The 19,489-nt window shown below is 74.1% G+C and carries 15 protein-coding genes; 9 read left to right on the top strand and 6 right to left on the bottom strand.

What is annotated here, in order from left to right:
• Nucleotides 1-33: 33 nt before the first annotated feature.
• On the bottom strand, nucleotides 34-765 hold the full coding sequence (locus IPK37_14100) for a TetR/AcrR family transcriptional regulator (GenBank protein QQS00058.1): 732 nt from the start codon (nucleotides 763-765) through the stop codon (nucleotides 34-36).
• Here IPK37_14100 and moeB point away from each other — a divergent pair.
• From moeB to IPK37_14120, 4 genes are all read left to right on the top strand, one after another.
• On the top strand, nucleotides 764-2,014 hold the full coding sequence (gene moeB / locus IPK37_14105) for a molybdopterin-synthase adenylyltransferase MoeB (GenBank protein ID QQS00059.1): 1,251 nt from the start codon (nucleotides 764-766) through the stop codon (nucleotides 2,012-2,014). The genes IPK37_14100 and moeB overlap by 2 nt on opposite strands.
• Nucleotides 2,015-2,164: 150 nt before the next feature.
• Nucleotides 2,165-5,482, top strand: a complete 3,318-nt coding sequence (locus IPK37_14110; protein ID QQS00060.1) for an ATP-dependent helicase — start codon at nucleotides 2,165-2,167, stop codon at nucleotides 5,480-5,482.
• Nucleotides 5,483-5,594: 112 nt separating this feature from the next.
• Nucleotides 5,595-9,080, top strand: coding sequence for a UvrD-helicase domain-containing protein (locus IPK37_14115; GenBank protein QQS00061.1), 3,486 nt, complete (start codon nucleotides 5,595-5,597; stop codon nucleotides 9,078-9,080).
• Nucleotides 9,081-9,473: 393 nt separating this feature from the next.
• Nucleotides 9,474-9,878, top strand: a complete 405-nt coding sequence (locus tag IPK37_14120; protein ID QQS00062.1) for an excalibur calcium-binding domain-containing protein — start codon at nucleotides 9,474-9,476, stop codon at nucleotides 9,876-9,878.
• A gap of 27 nt (nucleotides 9,879-9,905) precedes the next feature.
• Here IPK37_14120 and IPK37_14125 read toward each other — a convergent pair whose 3' ends face one another.
• Together IPK37_14125 and IPK37_14130 are read right to left on the bottom strand one after the other, a co-directional pair.
• Nucleotides 9,906-11,090, bottom strand: coding sequence for a TIGR04013 family B12-binding domain/radical SAM domain-containing protein (locus IPK37_14125; GenBank protein ID QQS00063.1), 1,185 nt, complete (start codon nucleotides 11,088-11,090; stop codon nucleotides 9,906-9,908).
• A gap of 105 nt (nucleotides 11,091-11,195) precedes the next feature.
• On the bottom strand, nucleotides 11,196-12,428 hold the full coding sequence (locus tag IPK37_14130) for a phosphotransferase (protein ID QQS00064.1): 1,233 nt from the start codon (nucleotides 12,426-12,428) through the stop codon (nucleotides 11,196-11,198).
• 93 nt (nucleotides 12,429-12,521) lie between these two features.
• On the opposite strand from IPK37_14130, the gene nudC reads away from it, so the two are divergent.
• Complete coding sequence (nudC, locus tag IPK37_14135) at nucleotides 12,522-13,550, top strand: NAD(+) diphosphatase (GenBank protein ID QQS00065.1); 1,029 nt, start codon at nucleotides 12,522-12,524, stop codon at nucleotides 13,548-13,550.
• A 9-nt stretch (nucleotides 13,551-13,559) separates the two neighbouring features.
• On the opposite strand, the gene IPK37_14140 is transcribed toward nudC, so the two are convergent.
• A complete protein-coding gene (locus IPK37_14140) occupies nucleotides 13,560-13,841 on the bottom strand; it encodes a mycoredoxin (GenBank protein QQS00066.1) in 282 nt (93 codons plus the stop codon).
• Nucleotides 13,842-14,112: 271 nt separating this feature from the next.
• Between IPK37_14140 and IPK37_14145 the strand changes: the two genes are divergently transcribed.
• From IPK37_14145 to IPK37_14160, 4 genes are all read left to right on the top strand, one after another.
• The gene (locus IPK37_14145) at nucleotides 14,113-16,287 is read left to right on the top strand and encodes a UvrD-helicase domain-containing protein (GenBank protein ID QQS02889.1); all 2,175 of its coding nucleotides are present in this window, start codon (nucleotides 14,113-14,115) and stop codon (nucleotides 16,285-16,287) included.
• Nucleotides 16,288-16,375: 88 nt separating this feature from the next.
• Complete coding sequence (locus tag IPK37_14150) at nucleotides 16,376-16,645, top strand: hypothetical protein (GenBank protein ID QQS00067.1); 270 nt, start codon at nucleotides 16,376-16,378, stop codon at nucleotides 16,643-16,645.
• Nucleotides 16,646-16,758: 113 nt separating this feature from the next.
• Entirely contained in the window at nucleotides 16,759-17,040 is a 282-nt protein-coding gene (locus tag IPK37_14155) for a WhiB family transcriptional regulator (protein QQS00068.1), read from the top strand.
• Nucleotides 17,041-17,356: 316 nt separating this feature from the next.
• On the top strand, nucleotides 17,357-17,506 hold the full coding sequence (locus IPK37_14160) for a hypothetical protein (GenBank protein QQS00069.1): 150 nt from the start codon (nucleotides 17,357-17,359) through the stop codon (nucleotides 17,504-17,506).
• Here the strand turns inward: IPK37_14160 and IPK37_14165 are convergent.
• Both IPK37_14165 and IPK37_14170 read right to left on the bottom strand, forming a co-directional pair.
• Nucleotides 17,490-18,872, bottom strand: coding sequence for an AarF/ABC1/UbiB kinase family protein (locus tag IPK37_14165; GenBank protein ID QQS00070.1), 1,383 nt, complete (start codon nucleotides 18,870-18,872; stop codon nucleotides 17,490-17,492). The genes IPK37_14160 and IPK37_14165 overlap by 17 nt on opposite strands.
• Nucleotides 18,869-19,480 (bottom strand): hypothetical protein, encoded by a 612-nt coding sequence (locus IPK37_14170; GenBank protein ID QQS00071.1) that lies wholly within the window; start codon nucleotides 19,478-19,480, stop codon nucleotides 18,869-18,871. The genes IPK37_14165 and IPK37_14170 overlap by 4 nt, the downstream gene beginning before the upstream one ends.
• Nucleotides 19,481-19,489 lie beyond the last annotated feature (9 nt).

Here is a 19,489-nt window from a genome sequence, read left to right on the forward strand (position 1 = left end):
CTGCCGGCCGCTAGGGCACGCGTCCGCGTCGCGTCAGGCCGGGGCCGCGCGCGAGAACAGGGCGTCCACCTCGGCGTACGTCAGCGGCAGCCGCTTGACCCCCTTGAAGGCGAGCGCTGCCACGAGCCCGGCCGCGCGCTCACGAGGAATGGTCTCCCCGTGCGCCTGCCAGAACCGCGCGGACTGCTGGGCCATGCCGACCATCGCCGCGGCGAGGAGCCTGGATTCGTCGACGGTGAACTCCGTGTTCGCCTGCATGAGCGGCGCGATGGCCGCCGCGACCGAGGCCTCCACTCGATCCAGCCGCTCGCGGACCGCCGGGTCGTTGACCAGATCGGATTCGAAAACCAGGCGGTACGGCGTGCGCTCGCGGGAGACGAACTCGAAGTAGGCGTCCATGGTCGCCGCGACCCGATCGGCCTCGCTGGAGGCCGTCTGAAGGGCGGTCAGCACGGCGGCCGTGAGCTGGTCGTTCGCGTCGTCGAGCAGCGCCAGGTAGAGCTCCATCTTCCCGGGGAAGTGCTGGTAGAGCACGGGTTTGCTCACGCCCGCCCGCTCGGCGATCTCGTCCATGGCCGCGGCGTGGTATCCCGAGCCGACGAAGACTTCCTGGGCCGCCTCCAGGAGCTGGGCCCGGCGCGCCTGCCGGCTCAGCCGTGCACCGCGGCCCGCTGGGACTGCATCGTTCGTGGTCACGTCGCTCCTTCGGCCGTGGGGCGGGGGCCCTTTGGTGCCGTCAATCCTAGCCAGTAACCTCCCCGGCATGGAGTCGAGTACGCCAAGGTCGGGCGGCATTGCGGGTGGTGGGCTCACCGCCCGCGAGCGGGAACGGTATGCCCGGCACCTCCTCCTGCCCGGGGTGGGACTCGCCGGACAGGAGCGGCTGGCCGCCGCCCGGGTGCTGGTCGTGGGCGCCGGGGGACTGGGCAGCCCCGTCCTGACCTACCTCGCCGCCGCGGGCGTGGGCGTGCTGGGCGTCGTCGACGACGACATCGTGGACGTGACGAACCTGCAGCGCCAGGTCGTGCATGGCACGGCCGACCTGGGCCGGCCGAAGGTGGACTCGGCGGCGGACCGGATCGCGGACCTCAACCCGCATGTGGTGATCGAGCGACATCAGGTGCGGTTGTCCGCGGCGACCGCGGTGGACCTGCTGACGCCGTACGACGTGGTCGTGGACGCCACGGACAACTTCCCGGCGCGCTACCTGCTCTCGGATGCGTGCGTGCTGGTGGGCCGCCCGCTGGTGTGGGGAGCGGTGGCTCGATTCGACGGTCAGGTGAGCGTGTGGTGGCCGAGTTCCGTCGGTCGCGGCCGCTCCGGTCCGTGCTATCGGTGCGTCTTTCCGCGGCCGCCCGCGCCCGGTTCGGTTCCGTCGTGCGCGGAGGGCGGCGTGTTAGGCGTGCTGCCGGGGGTGATCGGGACGTTGCAGGCCACCGAGGTGCTCAAGATCCTGCTCGGCGTGGGGGAACCGCTGGTGGGGCGGATGCTGGTGTACGACGCACTGGCCGCCAGGGTCGGCACGGTGCCGCTGGCGGCCCATCCCGCGTGCCCTTCGTGCTCGCCGGGTGCCGAGGTGCGGCTGGTCGATCTGGACGAGGCCTGCGCGGCGCTCGACGTACGAGGTGTCGACGAACCGGCAGTCAACGGCACAGGTGCGCCGACGCAGCCTGGCGGCGAGTCGGTTCCGCAGGTCGCCCCGGCCGTCGCCGCCGCACGCCTGGCCGGGCCGTCGGCGCCGCTGCTGGTCGACGTCCGGGAGGCGGCGGAACGGGAGATCGTCAAGCTGCCGGCGCCGGAGGAACTCTGGGTTCCCCTCGGATCGCTCCGCGCCTCGGCCCGGCTGCCCGGCGTCGGCACCGATCGGGAGCTGCTCGTGTACTGCCGGTCCGGGGTCCGGTCCGCCGAGGCCGTGGCCCTCCTTCGGGCGGCGGGGTACGTCGGGGCGGTCAACGTGGCCGGCGGTCTGTTGGGCTGGCGGACCGAGGTGGACGCGCAGATTCCGGCGTACTGAACGGCCGGACGGCTTCTGCCCGTGCGGCGCCGGCCGAGGATCCCCGGCGGCTGCCTTGCTCGAGGTCGGGTAGCGCTCCCGACCAGGGACGATGCCGACGGCTGAGGCCGACGGCTGAGCGTTGTCGGTGCCCGGTGCTGGAATCGGCCCATGGTCCTGCTGCAGCGATCCACCGTCCGCGACGGACGTGCGGGCGACGCGTCGCCGCGCTGGGCGTTGCCTGCACTGGACGAGACGCAGGCCGCCGCGGCGGCCCATCGCGGGGGGCGAGCCCTCGTCGTGGGGGCGCCCGGGACGGGCAAGACCACGGTCGCCATCGCGGCGGTGACGAGCCGGGTGGCGGAGGGCGTCTCGCTCGATGCGTGTCTTGTGCTCGCCGGCTCGCGGGTGGCGGCCGCCCGGTTGCGCGACCGCATCTCGGGAGTCGTCGGTGGGACCTCGAGTCAGCCGGCGGCGCGTACGCCGTCGTCGCTGGCGTACGGGATTCTGCGGCGACGTGCGGTTCTGGAGGGGCTGACGCCGCCGCGTCTGCTCAGCGGCCCCGAGCAGGACGTGATTCTGCGCGAATTGCTGGCCGGCCACGCCGCCGGCGCCGCGCCCCGACCGGGGTGGCCCGATCGGTTCGAGGCGGCGTTGGGCACCCGAGGCTTTCGCTCCGAGCTGCGCGACCTGCTGATGCGGGCAGCCGAGCGGGGGGTCGCCCCCGAGGATCTGGCCGCCCTGGGCCGCGTGCACGGGCGTCCCGAATGGGTGGCGGCGGCGCGGGTGGGAGCGGAGTACGAGGCGGTGACCGCGCTCGCGAACCCCGGCGGGTTGGACCCGGCGGCGCTGCTGGCCGCGGCAGCGGATGCCCTGGATGACGATCCCGGCCTTCTCGGCGAGTCCTTTCCCGGGCTGCAGGCCATCGTTGTCGACGACGCCCACGAGCTCACGCCGCCCGGCGCCAGACTCGTGGCGGCGCTTGCCGCGGGGGGCGCGGACCTGCTGTTGATCGGCGACCCTGATGTCGGCACGCAGTCCTTTCGCGGCGGCGACCCGCGGCTCTTCATGGATCTGGCCGCCGGGGCCCACAGATACGTGTTGCCGCATCGGTGGCGCCAGCCCGCCAAGCTGGCCGCAGTGACGGCGCAGGTCGCCGGGCGGATCGGGACGGTGGGCGAGGCACGCCACCGGGCCGCGACGCCGTCAGCGGGCACCCAGCAAAAGTTTCCCGCGCGCCCCGGGGGGGCGGGACGCCCTGATTGCTCCGCCGGCCCCGAGAGCGGTGGCGGCGTCGAGGTGCTGGTCGCGCGCTCGGCCACCCAGGAGGCCCGGCACGTCGCCGAGCAGCTGCGTCGAGCCCACCTCATCGACGGCACTCCGTGGTCGCAGATGGCGGTCATCGTGCGCGGCAGGGCGCGGACGGCCACACTGCGCCGCGTGCTGACGGGTGCGCAGATCCCACTCGTCCTGCCCGGGGCGCAGGTGCCGCTGCGGGAGGAGCCCGTTGTGGCCGCCCTGCTCGAACTGCTTCGCGTCAGCCTGGCCGCGGCTGGCGAGGCCCCGGGCGCTGTGCTTGCGGGGCGCGATGTCGCTCGCCACGAGGCAGGGTCCGGCGGGTCTGCTTTCGAGGCCACGGTGGTGCTCGACCTGTTGGCCTCCCCCCTCGCCGGCGTGGATGCGTCCGGTGTTCGCCGGCTTCGCCGCGCCCTGCGAGCGGCCGAAGCCCCTCGGGGCGTTGACACTCCGGCGCGTTCCGTCGATGCTGCGCTGGTGGCCGGTCTGCTGGGGGACGGAACCTTTGATCGACTCGGGCCCGAGGGCACCTCCCCCAGGAGGCTCGCGCGGGCTGTCGCGGCGGGTGCGGCGGCTGCGGCGGGAACGGCGAGTGCGGCGGGAACCCGGGCGAACGACGAGCCGGGGGGCCGCGGTGCCGATGTCACCGCCGAGTCCGTGTTGTGGGCGATCTGGTCGGCCCTGGGCGTGGGCGAGGGGTGGCGGCGTACGGCGCCGGAGGGGGGAGCCTCCGGCGAACGCGCCGATCGTGACCTCGACGCGGTGGTGGCCCTGTTCGAGGCGGCCGCGAGATACGTCGACCGGCTGCCGGGTCGGGGACCGGACGGCTTCTTGGAGCAGGTGCTCGGCCAAGACGTCGCGGGTGACCTGCTGGCCGAGGCGGCGCCCCGGACGGAGGCGGTCACCGTGACGACGCCCGCCGGGGCAGCCGGATCGGAATGGGACGTCGTGGCCGTGTGCGGGGTGCAGGAGGGGGTCTGGCCCGACGTGCGCTTGCGCGGCTCCGTGCTGGGATCCCAGGCTCTGGTCGACCTCTTGGCCGGGAGGTCGGCAGGGCCGCGCGAGGCGCTGGCGGCCGTCCGGCACGACGAGGCTCGGTTGTTCCACGTCGCCGTCAGCCGGGCCCGCGGACGGCTCCTCGTCACCGCCACGGCCAACGAGGACGAGCAGCCCTCGGCGTACCTCGATCTCATCGACGGTGGCCCACCGCCCGGCTGCGACGCTCGGCCCGCGCTCACGGTGCCGGAGCGGATGACGGCCGCCGGAACGGTGGCCCGGCTGCGGCGTGAGCTGGCCACGGCCCCGGACCGCCGCCGCGCCGGTGCCACGGCCCGCCGCCTCGCGCTGCTGGCGACCGAGGGCATGCCCGGCGCGAGCCCGCAGGACTGGTGGACGCTTCGGGAGACCACCGATGACCGACCACGTCGGGACCCGGAGGCCTCCGTGCGGGTGTCGCCGTCCCGGGTCGAGGCGTTCGGCAACTGCCCCCTGCGCTGGCTGCTGTCCACGGCCGGCGGCGAACGGCCCAGGTCGGGCGGGGCTGACGCGGTCGGCACGCTCGTCCACGCCATCGCCGCCGAGGTGGACAACTCCGACGTCGCCGCCCTGCAGGCCGAGTTGAGCGCTCGCTGGCCGAGTCTGGGACTGCCCCCGGGCTGGCTGTCCGAGCGGGCTCTGAGCCAGGCCCGCGAGATGCTGAACCGGCTGGCGCGCTACGACGCGCAGGCCCGTGGCCAGGGATGGCGGCTCGTGGGGCGGGAGGTGGAGGTGTCGGTCTCGGTCGGCCGGGCCGAGATCAGGGGGCGGATCGACCGCGTCGAGGAGTCCGACGACGGCGGGGTGCGGGTCGTCGATCTCAAGACCGGCGCCAGCAAGCCCCGTGCCGACGACCTGCCGCGTCATCCGCAGCTCGGCGCCTATCAGGCCGTCGTCGCCGCGGGTGGCCTCGATGTCGACAGGTCGGCGGGCGCTGCGCTGCTGCAGCTTGGCAAGGCCGCCGCTGCCACCAAGGTGGATCTCCAGCTGCAACCACCGCTGTCCGCCGACGACGACCCGAACTGGGCCCGGCGACTGCTCGCAGAGACCGCGGACGGCATGGCGGCCGGGACGTTCCCGGCTCGCGCCGGAGATTGGTGTCGCACCTGCTCGGGGCGCTCGTGTTGCCCGGCGAGCGGCGAGGGAGAGGCGATCTGACATGACGGCGACCCTGCTGACGACGGTCGGGGTGGCTCAATCACCGGCCGGGCTCGGAACGGCTCAACCGCTGGGCACGGCCGAGACGAGGACCTCTACCGGCCCCGGATCTATGGGGCCGGCCGCCGAGCAGACCCCCTCACCGTCCTTCGACGCGACCCAGATAGCGCAGGTCCTGGGCCTGCCGCCGCCGACACCCGAGCAGCGCGACATCATCGAGGCCCCGTTGGAGAACACGCTCGTCGTGGCGGGAGCCGGCTCCGGCAAGACGGAGACGATGGCCGCGCGGGTGGTGTGGCTCGTCGCGAACGGCCGGCTCGCCCCGGACGAGGTGCTGGGACTGACGTTCACGCGTAAGGCGGCTGGCGAGCTCGCGGCGCGCATCGCGGCACGGCTGCGAGCGCTGGCGGCCTCTGGAGCTGCGCTCGTCCCCGCCGCGACCGAGGGGGCGGCGGTGGTCTCGACCTACCACGCGTACGCCGGACGCATCGTCGCGGAACACGGTCTTCTCCTGGGCGTCGAACCCGATGCCCGGCTGCTCACCGAGGCCGCCGCCTGGCAGCTCGCCCACGAGGTGGTCACGGCGTACGACGGCCCGATGGACAAGGTCGCCGCGGCGCCCGCGACGGTCACGCGTGCGGTGGTCGCCCTCGCTGGGGAGATGGCCGAGCATCTGCGCGGCTTGGCGGAGATCGGCGATTACTACGAGCGGTTGCAGCGGCGCGTCGAGGCACTTCCGCTCGGTGCCTCCAAGGCCAGGGGCCTGCCCCGACAGGTGCGCGAGCTCCTGGCCGTGGTGGCCGCCCGGCGGCAGGTCCTGCCCATCGTCGCCGCGTACGCCGCAGCCAAGACGGCCCGAGGGTGCCTCGACTTCGCCGACCAGGTGGCCGTTGCCGCTCGGCTGGCCCGCGACTTCCCGGAGGTCGCGGCGCACGAGCGCGCCCGCTACCGCGTGGTCCTGCTCGATGAGTTCCAGGACACGAGCGAGGCTCAACTCGTGCTGCTGCGCTCCCTCTTCGCTGATCCGGCCGGGGGCGCCCAGGTGCCCGTCGTCGCCGTGGGCGACCCCCATCAGTCCATCTACGGCTGGCGAGGAGCGAGCGCGACCACGTTGGCGCAGTTCCCGCGCCTGTTCGCGCCGGAATGGGACGATGCGGGGCCCAAGGAGGCGCGGATCCGCCACCTGTCCGTGAGTTGGCGCAACGACGAGGGCCTCCTCGTCGCCGCGAACCGGGTCGCCGCCCCCCTGGTGGCGGCCTCGCCGGTGCCCGTCCGGCGGCTCCAACCCGCACCTGTTGCCGCTCGCGGAGCGGTCGAGGTGGCCCGCCTCGAGACGACGGCCCTGGAAGCGGCGTACGTGGCCGCGCGGATCGCGCGGGAGTGGTACGACGGGGACGGCCGGCCGACGGGGACCTCGGCGGCCGTGCTCTGCCGCCGCCGCGCCCAGTTCGTCCCCATCGTCGAGGCGCTGCGGGCGCGTGGCCTGCCGGTCGAAGTGGTGGGGCTCGGTGGTCTGCTCACGATGCCCGAGGTCCAGGACGTGGTGGCGCTGCTGTCCGTCACGGCGGACCCGGGCCGGGGCGACCGCTTGATGCGCCTGCTGACCGGGCCGGCGTATCGGCTCGGTGCCGCGGATCTCGACGGCCTCGGGGCCTGGGCCCGCGAGCTGCACCGGCGCGAACGGAACCGCTCGGGAAGCAGATCCGCGACCATCGACGAGGCAGGGACGGGCGGCGATGCTGGGACGGGCGGCGAGTCGGCGCCACCGGCGGTGGCCGCCGCCAACGTGACCGCTACTGCCGAGGTCGCTGCTGTGCCAGCGGCGCCGGCGCCGACGTTGATCGCGCCGCCCGAGGAACAGCCGAGCATCGTCGAGGCCGTGGAACGGCTGCCACCGCCGGGCTGGGTCGGGTCCGAGGGTGAGACGCTGAGCACGCCGGCGCGGGAACGGCTCGGTCAGCTGGCGGTGCGGATCGCGCGCCTTCGCGGGCTGACCGGCGCTCCCCTGGCTGAGATGTGCGCCGAGGCCGAGCGGCTCCTGGGGCTCGATGTCGAGCTGCTGGCCCGACCCGACGTACCGGTCGACGCAGCCCGGACCCATCTTGATGCCCTCGCCGATGCCGCGGCGGCGTTCTCCGCCGCGGCAGACCGGCCGTCGCTCGGCGGCTTCCTCGCGTGGCTCGAAGTGGCGCTCGAGGAGGAGCGGGGCCTCGAGGCGCCGACGGCAGCGGTGGCGTCGGGCGCCGTCCAGGTGGTCACCGTGCATGCGGCCAAGGGCCTCGAATGGGACGTCGTGGCCGTGCCCGGGTTGGTCGAGGGCGCCTTTCCGAGCACCGGGACGGGACGGTCGTCGTACGACGAGGGCACCGGCGAATGGACCCTGCCGACGGCCCGGGACAAGGGGTGGTGCGTGGGACTGGACCGGTTGCCGTACGACCTACGCGGCGACTCTGCCGGCCTTCCCGTGCTGCGGTGGCAGAGCGCCGCGGACCTCGCCGAGCTGGAGCGCGAACTGACGGCGACCTTTGAGGCCGGCGGTGAGCGGTCCGTGGCCGAGGAGCGACGGTTGGCCTATGTGGCGCTCACGCGCGGCCGCCACCTGGCGATCCTGACGGCCCCGGTGTGGACGGACGCGACCACGCCGCGGGTCACCTCCAGGTTCCTCCGGGAGCTGCTGGCCGACGCGGGAGGCGTCCCCCTCGTCCGCGGCCCGTGGGCAGGAATGCCGGAGCCCGAGCCGGGAACGGGGATGCCCGCGCATCCGGGCGATGGCCGACCTAAATCGATGCCGTGGCCGCATGATGCCCTGGCGGCGCGCCGGCGTGGCCTCGTGCACGCGGCCGACATCTGGGCGGAGGAGGTGCGGTCGCTGCCGACGGAGCCGTCGGCCGCCGTGGCGGCCCTGGAGTCCGAGGTAGTCGCGGGCGCGGCGACCGGCGACCTCGACGATCTGGAGCTCCTGGCGTTGCTCCGGGAGCGACGCCAGGCGGCCGCCGCCACGACGCCGCGCATCGACCTTCCCACGCACCTGTCGACCTCCGCGCTGGTGTCCCTCTCCGCCGACGAAGAGTCCTTCGCCAGCCGGCTGCGCCGTCCCATGCCCGCGCCCCCCGCGACGCGGGCGCGGGCCGGGTCCGCTTTTCACGCCTGGGTCGAGGAGCGCTACCAGCAGGCGGCGATCGTCGACCTCGACGATCTGCCGGGAAGCGGGGATGAGGGCGACGACGTCCTGGACCTGACCGAATCCAAGGCGCGGTTCTTGGCCAGCGAGTGGGCCGACCGCGACCCCCTCGAGGTCGAACTGGCCCTGGAGACCCACCTGGCCGGGGTCGCGATCCGCGGCCGGATCGACGCCGTGTTCCGGGACGGGGCTGGCGTGATCGTCGTCGACTGGAAGACCGGACGTCCGCCGACGGGGGAGCGGGCCAGGGCGGCCGCCATACAGCTGGCGGTTTATCGGCTCGCGTATGCCCGCCTGCGCGGGCTGCCTCTGGAGTCGGTGCGCGCGGCGTTCTACTACGTGACGACGGGCGAAACCGTGTTCCCGGAGCTCGCAGGGGAGGCCGACCTGGCGGCGATCCTCACCGGCTCCTCATAGGCGCACCCTTCGGCGCGGACGCGCGGCTGCGTGCCCGATCAGGGCTGCGCGTCCCACGCTCGTTGTTCGGTCTGGGCGGGTGCTGGGCGCGTTCGGTTCTAAGGAAACGGGCCCGGGCGAGCGTCCGCGGCCGACGACGCGGGACGGGGTGGTGAGCGTCATCGCCCGATGGATCCAAGCGGGCCGAATCGTTGTGTTTCCCTTTCTCATTGCGGGCTTACCCTGGCCGAGACGGAGAGCCGCGGGGAAACCGAGCATCGGTGCGGCGCCGTCGCCATTCGAACCGGGGGACCTTCGCGACCACAGCCGCCCCCAGGTCATCAGGGGAGGGGTTTCACCATGGCATTCACCGATCCGCACCGTCCTGAGCCAGGTGGGGCGAGCCGGCCGCGTATGGGCAAGGTCAAGAAGGGCGTCATCTACACCGCTGCGGGGTTCCTTGGCCTGGCGGTGATCAGCTCGTTCTCGCAGGGGCAACGGACCACTTCAGCGTCGTCCGCGACGCCGATCGCGCCGGTCACCTCCGTCGTGACGAGCACCGTCACGACTCCCGGGCCGACGACGACGGTCACGGTGACGGCGGCCCCTGTGACGGTCACCGTGACCGTGCCCGCTGCCCCCCTCGCAGCCGGAGCCGCGCCCACGGGCAACTCGGCCCCGGCGGCGGCACCTGATGCGCCCGCCTCCTACGCGAACTGCGCGGCGGTGCGTGCTGCCGGCAAGGCGCCCATTCTGCGGGGCCAGCCCGGGTACGGGAGGCACCTCGACCGTGACGGCGACGGAATCGGTTGCGAGTGAGGCTAGCGCCGTCGGGTGGGGAGGCGGCTAGCTCGGGCGGGCTCGTCGGGGGCGGACGCGGTGGGACGGCAACTCCGCCAGCGTGCGAGCCACCTCCTGCTGTCGCTCCCAGCTGCCGTACGCCTGCCCCCGCGACGTCAGCTCCGCCACCTGGGCCCGGACGGCCGGCGCCACCCGGCCGGGAGGCATGTCGCGCCACGGCGTCCCCGGCAGCGGCAGAAACGTGTGGGGGTGAATCCGCGCGCCGTCCGCGACGAGGTCCCGGCATAGGTCGAGGGTGGCCTGGACGTCGTTGTCGGTTTCGCCCGGCATCCCGCAGATGATGTCGACATTGGCGGTGAGCCCGACCGAAGCGCAGTTCGAGACCGCCGCCCGGACGCTCGCCACGTCGTGCCCGCGGTGCGCCGCTCCCAGGACCGCGTCCGAGCCGCTCTGCGCCCCGATGATGACATTGTCGTTGTCCGCCCAGCGCGTGACCAGCGTCAACGCCTCGCGCGTGGCGTGCTCTGGGCGGATCTCGGAGGGGAACGTCCCGAAATAGACCCGCCCGTCGGGCGGCAACTCCGTGCGAACCGCAGCAAGCAGTCGCTCGGCGGCGTCCAGGTCCGGGGCCACCGCCGTCGCGCCGTACGACATCGCGGTCGGCGTCAGGAACCGCACGTGCCGCTTGCCGAGCGACAGCATCCACCGCACGTGCTCGAGCACGCTCGGGACGCTGCGATGCCGGAAGGCCGCGCGGAACACGTACGGCGTGTGGCAGAACCGGCAGGCGTACACGCAGCCACGAGTGATCTCGATCGGCCCGATCCGACGCTGCCGCATGGCGAACGACGGCACATCGTCCAGCGCCTCGACGGCTCGGCCCGGCGACGGCCGATACCCGGCGGGACCCAGGTGCCCGAGCCCGTCCACCTCGCGCGGATCCCTCCCCGCGTCGAGCGCGTCCGCCAGGAGCCGCATCGTGACCTCGCCCTCGCCCGCCGCCACCAGGTCGAATCCCGCCCAGGCGCACGCCTCCGGCTCGGCGGAGGCGTGCGGGCCGCCGATGACGTGCACCGGGTGCGGGCCCGGCCCGACCAGCGCCGCCCGGACCTGCATCAGCCGGGAGCTAACGGCTGCGAACGCCTGCCAGAGGACGACGGGGAGAACCCCGGCGCCGCGGAGTCGGGCCAGCGTCGCCAGCAGGTCGGCGTCGTCGGCCGGCCAGCACACCTCGGGATACCGGGCGGGCGGCAGGTCCTCGAGGGCGCCGAGGCAGGCGGTGTCCCGTACGCGGCCCGCTTGCCATCCGCGACGACGACCGCGTAGCCGCCCACGTCACGCGCCCCCGGGACTGGCCTCGTCGTCCTCGTCGTCGAAGCGCACCGCACCGGTCGAGGCAACGGGCGGCGGTCGGTCGGGCCGCGACGGCTCGCCCGACCGCGACGGCTGTTCCGGCTGCGACGGCTCGACCGGCCGCGTCGTCGATTCGGGCCAGGACGGCTCTTCAGGCTGCGCCGCCGGTTCGGGCCGCGACGGCTCGGCCGGGCGCGCCCCGCTCTGATAGAGCTGATCGCCCCTCGGGGGACCCGCCGGCACGACATCGACGGCGGGGTCCGGGCGGACCGGCGCGGGCGGAGTATCGGGGTCGCCGACCTGTTCGTCGAGCTGACGCAACGCGTGCACCGCCGCGGCCACGGCCGGGCGCTCGCGCCCGGAGACCGCCACCAGGAGCTCCCCGCCGAGCCGCAGCTCGGCGGTCAGCCGGGCGCGCCACTCCAGGTGTGGGTCGGGCTGCTCGACCCGCGTCATCGTGTAGGCCTCCAGCACCGTGTCGGCCGTCTGCGGGCCGGCCTCGGCCAACAGGCGAGCCAGGTCCTGGGCGGGGTCACCGACCTGGGCGTTCTCCCAGCCCAGCAGCCCACGGACCCGACCGCTGGCCGCGTCGGCATCGTCGGAGAACGCGGCCAGCACCTGCGGGCCGTCGAGTCGACCGTGGATCGGGGTCGGGGCGAATCGCCACCGGGACACGTCGTCGAGCTGTCGCTCCCAGCGCGCCAGCAGCCCCACCGGCACCAAGCCGGTGGCGGCGGCCCGGTCGAGATCCACCAGGTGCCGGCGGCGGCAGTCCTCGGCCGAGTACGCCGGCATCGACGCCTCGTCGAACAGGCGCCGATCGACGTTGTGCAGGCTCGCGATGGCGCGGCCGAGCTCGCTGGCCAGGCCCGGCCCCGGCGGGATCGCGGCGAACCGCAGCGGCTGCCCGTCGATGTAGGGGTACACCATCGCGCGCCGGCCGTCCTTGAGGGCCGCGTGGCCCTTCGGCGCGGGCACGGCGAACGGCACCCGCCGCGCCAACAAGTCGAGGAGGGCAACGGAGGCGTCCTGCTGGGCCGCCGCGACGGCATCGGCCGGGAGGCGGACCACCCAGGGCCGGCCCTCGGAGTCCGCCACGAACGCCACCGCGAATCGATCGCCCGGGCGGTCCCGCACCAGCTGCGCCCGGACCGGCCGCAACCCCGCGACCGCCCCGCACGCGAGGGCAGCCAGGTAGGGGACGTCGGGGGTCACGCAGCCACCGTACCGGCCGCCTCGACCGTCCGGCGCGAGGTCCCGCCGACCCCGTCGATCGCCCATGACGGCTGCCGGCCCTAGCCTGGCGCCATGCCTCGACCGGACGACCGGCCCACCCTCGACCGTCGCGCCGACGAACGGCGTACCGCGGGCCTGCTCGACGCGGTCCTCGCGACGACGACCACGCGGGTTCTCGACGTCATCGGGGACCGCCTGCCCGTCGCGCCGGCATCGCCTCCCGCCCCCGGATCCGCCGGGGGTGGGAGCGATGCCCGGGCCCGCCGGCTCACCTGGCGCGCCCCGGTGCCGGGCGAGGCCGCCCGGGGCTGGGGTCACGTGTTCCTGGGGCGGGACCAGGCGGGTACGGCGTACGTCGCCGCCCTCCGCGACGCCGGCGAAGGCATCGACCCCACGGCCCCGGCGAGTCCGACCGCCCCGACCACCGCGACCGCCCCGACCACCCCGGCGACGGAGCACTGGGCCGGGCTGCGGGAGGTCGGCGCCTGGCTGGACGGGCTCGACTACGAGGCCGCCATGACCGCGGTCGGGCTGGCGCGCTGGCACGCCCGCCACGGCTTCTGTCCCCGCTGCGGATCACCCGCCCAGCCGGTCGCCGCCGGCTGGGTCCGGCGCTGCACCGCGGAGGGCTCCGAACAGTTCCCGCGCACCGACCCGGCGGTCATCGTCGCGATCACCGACCCGCAGGATCGCCTGCTGCTGGGCCGCGGGCCCACGTTCAAGGAGCGGTGGGTCTCGGTGCTCGCCGGTTTCGTCGAGCCCGGCGAGACGCTGGAGGCGGCGGTCGTGCGCGAGATGGCCGAGGAGGTGGGGCTCACGCTGGGGGAGGTGACGTACGTCGGGAGCCAGCCGTGGCCCTTCCCCGCCTCGCTGATGCTCGGCTTCACCGCGCGAGCCACCGACGCGGCGCTGCGACCTGACCCCCAGGAGATCGCCGAGGTGGCCTGGTACACCCGCGAGCAGCTGGCGACCGAGATCGGCTCCGGCCGGCTCGGCATCCCGGGTCGCCTGTCCATCGCGCGGCGCCTGATCGAAGACTGGTACGGCGGGCCGCTGCGGCAACGTCGCGAGCCGGCCTCCATCCGCAGCGACGCCGGCTGAGCCCGCCCCTCAGCGGCCGAGCTTGGCCTGCACCGCCTCGGCCGGCGGATTGGTCAGGGTGCTCCCGTCGGGAAACAGCACGGTCGGCACCACGCGGTTGCCGCCGTTGACGCCCTCGACGTACCGGCCCGCGGCCTCGTCCTGCTCCACGTCGACCGCGGCATAGGGAACCCCGGCGGCATCCAGGCCCTGGCGCAGCCGATGGCAGTAGGGGCACCACGCGGTCAGGTATACGACGACGGTGCCCGGGGGTGGCTTCGTGGGCGTTGAGTGGGGCGTCTTGCCGGTCATGCGGTGATTGTTCCGCACGGGACGCCGGCAACCCGTCGGCGGTGCCCCTTGGTGGCTCCGGGGTGCGGGTCGTCCGCAGTGTCGGGGGCGTCTGGGAGGATGCGAGGCGATGGACAGCCAGCGACCGATCGAGGGGTCCCCGCCGCCCGCGGGGACCGGCGGCGGCGACCCGGAGACCGAGCGCGGCGGCTCGGACATCGGGGGAGGCAACTGGGAGACCGGGCGCGGCGACCGGGAGACCGGGCCAGGCCCGCGCGGGATCGCGGCCGGCCTGGCCTGGGACGCCGATGCCGTCCTGGCCGGCCTCGACCCGCAGCAGCGCGACGTGGCCTCGACGCCGCTCGGGCCGATGTGCGTCCTCGCGGGCGCCGGGACGGGCAAGACCCGAGCCATCACGCACCGGATCGCGTACGGCGTCCACTCGGGGGCCTACCAGCCGGGTCGGGTCCTGGCGGTGACGTTCACGGCGCGCGCGGCGGGTGAGATGCGGACCCGGTTGCGCGATCTCGGGGTCGGCGGGGTGCAGGCCCGCACCTTCCACGCGGCCGCGTTGCGTCAGCTGTCCTACTTCTGGCCGCGGGCCATCGGCGGCGCGCCGCCGCGGCTGCAGCCCCAGAAGGCCGGCCTCGTGGCGCGGGCGGGGGTGCGCCTCGGCCTGCAACTGGACCGGGCCGCCGTCCGCGATCTGGCGGCCGAGATCGAATGGGCCAAGGTCAGCGGCCTCACCCCCGACAGCTATGTGGCGGCGGCCCGAGCGGCGCGGCGCGACCCGGCGGGGCTCGACCTCACGGCCATGGCTCGGGTGCTCGACGCCTACGAGGTCGCCAAGACCGAGCAGGGCGTGATCGACTTCGAGGACGTCCTGCTCGTCATGTGCGGCATCCTCGCCGACCGGGACGACATCGCCGCACAGGTCCGCGACCAGTACCGGCACTTCGTCGTCGACGAATACCAGGACGTCAACGCGGTCCAGCAGCGGCTGCTGGAACTCTGGCTCGGGGGCCGCGAGGAGGTCTGCGTCGTCGGCGATCCCAGCCAGACGATCTACACGTTCACGGGCGCGACGCCTCGCCACCTCCTCGACTTCCCGCGCCGGCACTCCAGCGCCCGGATCGTCCGCCTGGTCCGGAACTACCGCTCCACGCCCCAGGTCGTCGGCCTCGCCAATCTCGTGCTGCGCCAGCAGCGCCCGGGACTCATGGGGGGCCCCGAGCCGCTGCGCCTCGAGGCGCAGGCCGAGCCGGGGCCGAGCCCGTCGTTGACGGCGTACGACGACGAGGATGCCGAGGCCGGTGGGGTCGCCGCGGCCATCGCCGCGCTCATCCGGGCGGGCACGCCGGCGAGCGAGATCGCGGTGCTGTTCCGCACGAACGGCCAGTCCGCGGGTTTCGAGCAGGCCCTCGCGGCCGCCGACATCCCCTACCTCGTCCGCGGCGGCGAGCGCTTCTTCCAACGCGAGGAGGTGCGACAGGCGCGCGACCTGCTGCGCGGTGCCGCCGTCTCCGACGCGGGGGAGGTGCCGCTGCCCGAGCTGGCCCGGGACGTGGTGGCCGGCATGGGCTGGCTGCCGACCCCACCCGCCGCGGGGGGCGCCGTCCGGGAGAAGTGGGAATCGGTGGCCGCGGTGGTGCGCCTCGCCGACGACCTCGTGGCGGCCAGCCCGCAGGCCCGGCTGCGCGACCTGGTCACCGAGCTGGCCGAGCGGGCGGCCGCCCAGCACGCGCCCACGGTCCAGGGCGTCACCCTCGCCTCGCTGCACGCCGCCAAGGGCCTGGAGTGGGACGTGGTCTTCCTCGTGGGCTGCAGCGACGGCTACCTGCCCATCACGATGGCCGAGGGTCCGGACGCCATCGACGAGGAGCGCCGCCTGCTCTACGTGGGGCTGACCCGGGCCCGGCGCGAGCTTCGGCTGAGCTGGGCGGGGGCGCGGCAGGCCGGGGGTCGCCTCACCCGTCGCCCGTCGCGGTTCCTCGACGGCGCGGCCGCCGTCCTGGGGGACGGCGCGCGGTCGACGCCCAAGAGCGGCGGCGGCGGGGAGCGTGGCCGGTCGGGGACGCGGGGCCCCGCCAAGGCGGTGGCCTGCCGGGGCTGCGGCGTACCGCTCGTCACCGCCGCCGCCAAGAAGATCGGCCGGTGCGCCGACTGCCCCCCGACGTACGACGAGGCCACCTTCGAGCGCCTGCGGGCGTGGCGGCTCGCGGTCGCGCAGCGGGACAGCGTGCCGGCGTACGTCGTGTTCACGGACGCCACCCTGACCGCCATCGCCGAGGCCGAGCCGGGCGACGCCGCCGCGCTGAACCGCATCTCCGGCGTGGGGGCGCGCAAGCTCGACCGGTACGGCGGGGCGGTGCTGGCCCTGGTGGGTGGCGCGGCGGTCGACGAGGTCCTCGCGGTAGTCGCGGGGGACTCGGCATCACCCACGGACAAAAGCCCAGGTCAAAAATAGCTTGGCGACAGCCGCGGAGCCGCCTACCCTGGTTCCAGTCTGGTGGGCCGGTCCTGGCCCACGCCCGCGCCACGAGAGGAGGCCGACGATGTCGAGCATCACGATCACCAAGACCGCCCCGACGACGTCCGCCTCCGTGGACCGGGGCGCCGCGTATGTCCGCGTGCGTCCGGTCGGTCCGCTCGGCCTGGCGGCCAACGGTGAGGCCAACGGCACCCGTATGCCCAATGTCGAGTGGGGCTTCGGGGTCGTTCTGTGCCCCGGCACCGATGGCCACGCCGTCACCTCCGTCGCTCGCGACGCCTTCCTTCCTCACCTCCCGTCCGCGGTATCCGGCCGGGGAGAGCCCATGATCTGATCGCACGATCAGGCTCTTCCGGCCGCGGCACCCGAACGACGGGTCCCGCGGCCTCTTCATTGCTCACGAGGCGCCGGTCGCGGGACGAGTACTCGCACCAGGAGCACCAACCCATGAGCATCACGGCAACCCGACCAGACCACCGGACCACCCATCCGCCCTTGCTGCCCTGCCAGGCGGACGACGGCCAGCTGTGGTTCGCCGAACATCCCGACCAGGTGGAGGCGGCCAAGGCGGCCTGCCTGAGCTGCCCGCTGCAACGCGAATGCCTCCAGGGGGCGCTCGAGCGCGCCGAGCCCTGGGGGGTGTGGGGCGGCCAGCTCTTCATCGGCGGCGAGATCGTCGCCCGCAAGCGACCCCGCGGTCGCCCCCGCAAGGACAGCGTCGCCGCCTGAGCGTGGCGCTGCACACGGCGCCCCTCGGGCGCGCAATCGCGGGCAGGTGGGGGGCAGGCCCTGGCCCAGGGCCTGCCCCCGCCCCGGCCTCACCCCGGAGGCGGCACAGGAAAATTCACCCAGCCAAACGAATTGGTCGATCGTCCAGTCAGGCGCAAAGTATCGGATGTTTCGTCGACAAGGTCAAGCCTTCTCGGCAGGGATTTGTCTTCCCTTTACCTTCTCACGTATGATTGACACGTCACCCGGTATCCCTCCCCAGTCTGACTGGAGCGATGCCGCACGCCCAAAAAGCCCATGGAAGGGAAACCGCATCATGAAGAACAGCTCACTGCTTACGCTCGACCGCCTCCGCCTGGCCGTCTCCCGCGTGGAGACCGCCAAGAAGCGCAACGCGTCGGTCGAGGACAGCGTCGAGGGCGCCTACCAGGCCACGATTCGGCGCGACCTCATCGGTCTGCGCTGACGCCGCCCGCGTCGCGGGGGCCTGCTTCGCGACTGCCGGCGACCCGCTCGTCCCAGTCCGGATCCAGGGACGGCAGCCAGCTGTAGGCGATCTCCGCCGCGGGGACGGTCCCGCCCAATTGGGACAACACCCCGAGGCCCCCGGCCCACACGCGGTGAATCAAGAGGTACTCCGGCGGCAGGTTGAGCCGCAACGCGAGGCCGAAATGCTCTTGCCGGGGATCGCGCAACCGTTCCGCCTGGCTACCCATCCAGGCCCTGCTGAACGTGAACGTCTCCTCCGCGATCGGCTCGGTGAAGGGGCGCAGGAAGTCCAGCAGGGCAAGCGGGTCCACGTCGATCCCGGGTCGCACGAACCCCTCCGCGCGCAACACGCCAAGCACCCCCTCGGCGTCGTCGTCGAGCGCGTGGCGCAGCGCCTGGCCCAGGGCCGGGGGCAGACCGTCGGGCACCACGCCGACGGCGCCGAAGTCCATCACGCCGAGCCGCCCGTCCGGGAGGATCCGGAAGTTTCCCGGGTGCGGGTCGGCATGCAGCAGCCGCGCCAGCTGAGGTCCGGAGAACAGGAACTCCAGGTAGCGATCCGAGGCGTGGTCGCGCTCGGCCGACGTGCCGCTCACCACGATGTCGGCCAACGGCCGGCCGCCGACCCACTCGCTCACCAGCACGGTGCTCTGCTGAAAGACCACGTCGGGGGCGAACACCGACTCGTCGCCGGAGAATGCTGCGGCGAAGGCGCGCTGCCGCCGGGCCTCCAGGGCGTAGTCCAGCTCCTCGGCCAGGCGTCCCTCGAACTCGCGCACGAGCGGGGCGAGGTCGAGCCCGGGCACCCAGCCCGCCGTCACGCGCAGGATCTGCGACAGCCGACGGAAGTCGCCCAGCAGGGCTGCCCCGGCACCCGGGTACTGCAGCTTCACCGCGACCTGCCGCCCGTCCTTCCAGATCGCCCGGTGCACCTGCCCGATCGAGGCCGCCGCCACGGGCGTCATGTCGAACTCGTCGAACGTCGAGCGCCAGTGCGCGCCGAGCTCGTCGCGCAGGAGCTTCTCGACGCTGCGGGTGGGCATCGGCGGCGCCGACTCCTGCAGCCGGGTCAGGGTCGCCCGGTAGGGGCCCACGATGTCCTCCGGCAGCGCCGGTTCCAGCACCGACAGCGCCTGCCCGACCTTCATCGCCCCGCCCTTCAGCTCACCGAGCACCTGGAAGAGCTGTTGGGCGGTGCGCTGCTGGAGTTCGAGCGCGACCTGCTCGGCGGGCCGGCCGCCGATGCGTTTGCCCACGCCGAGGGCGGCCCGGCCCGCGACGCCGAGGGGGAGTCCGGCGAGCTTGGCGGTCCGCGCGATGGCGCGTCTGGGCAATTCGGTCACAGGGCCATTCTGTCCTGGGGTATGTGACCGTCGCACCGTGGGTGCGGCGCCCACCGCCGGGTGACGATGTGCGGGTCGGGCAGGTTCACCTCGAGGCTGAGCCCCGGCAGGTAGCGCCGATGCAGGACCAGGTTGCGGGTGAGCAGCGCGGCGATGCCGGCGCCGAGGGTGGCCAGCACCGGATCCCCGCCGTCCGGACGGTTCCGGTCGGGGCGCGCCAGGGTGCCTCGCCCCGACCGGCGTACGTCGTAGCGGTGCAGCGCCAGGCAACCCAGACACGGTGACCCGGGCACGACCACGGGGCCGACGCTGACGCGCCGCCGCTCCCAGTCGATGGGAAGGTGCGGGATGCCGAGGCTGCGCCACGTCGCCCATCGCGAGGGCTGGACCCAGGCCTGGCCGGCCAAGACGACGAGGTCGGGAACCGCCTCGTCGTCCCCGGCGCGGACCGCGAGGTCCACCGCGTCGGCGGCCGTCGTGCCCACCTCAAGGCGCACTCCCAGGTCGTGGAGGAGCGGCGCAAGACTCTCCGTCAGCGAGTCGCTCCCGTCGAGGACGACGAGACCCGAGCCACGCCGAACCGGGCCAGCGGGGGCGAGCTGCGGCATGGCGGTCCC

The organism is Austwickia sp. (assembly GCA_016699675.1).
In the GTDB taxonomy this organism is placed as follows: Bacteria; Actinomycetota; Actinomycetes; order Actinomycetales; family Dermatophilaceae; genus Austwickia.

What these genes read in the sequence shown, in the direction of transcription:
- IPK37_14115 (QQS00061.1), top strand. Translation starts at nt 5,595, where the DNA reads ATGGGGCCGGCCGCCGAGCAGACCCCCTCACCGTCCTTCGACGCGACC.
- IPK37_14140 (QQS00066.1), bottom strand. Translation starts at nt 13,841, where the DNA reads ATGACCGGCAAGACGCCCCACTCAACGCCCACGAAGCCACCCCCGGGC.
- IPK37_14100 (QQS00058.1), bottom strand. Translation starts at nt 765, where the DNA reads ATGCCGGGGAGGTTACTGGCTAGGATTGACGGCACCAAAGGGCCCCCG.
- IPK37_14155 (QQS00068.1), top strand. Translation starts at nt 16,759, where the DNA reads ATGAGCATCACGGCAACCCGACCAGACCACCGGACCACCCATCCGCCC.
- IPK37_14150 (QQS00067.1), top strand. Translation starts at nt 16,376, where the DNA reads ATGTCGAGCATCACGATCACCAAGACCGCCCCGACGACGTCCGCCTCC.
- IPK37_14160 (QQS00069.1), top strand. Translation starts at nt 17,357, where the DNA reads ATGAAGAACAGCTCACTGCTTACGCTCGACCGCCTCCGCCTGGCCGTC.
- IPK37_14170 (QQS00071.1), bottom strand. Translation starts at nt 19,480, where the DNA reads ATGCCGCAGCTCGCCCCCGCTGGCCCGGTTCGGCGTGGCTCGGGTCTC.
- moeB (QQS00059.1), top strand. Translation starts at nt 764, where the DNA reads ATGGAGTCGAGTACGCCAAGGTCGGGCGGCATTGCGGGTGGTGGGCTC.
- nudC (QQS00065.1), top strand. Translation starts at nt 12,522, where the DNA reads ATGCCTCGACCGGACGACCGGCCCACCCTCGACCGTCGCGCCGACGAA.
- IPK37_14120 (QQS00062.1), top strand. Translation starts at nt 9,474, where the DNA reads ATGGGCAAGGTCAAGAAGGGCGTCATCTACACCGCTGCGGGGTTCCTT.
- IPK37_14110 (QQS00060.1), top strand. Translation starts at nt 2,165, where the DNA reads ATGGTCCTGCTGCAGCGATCCACCGTCCGCGACGGACGTGCGGGCGAC.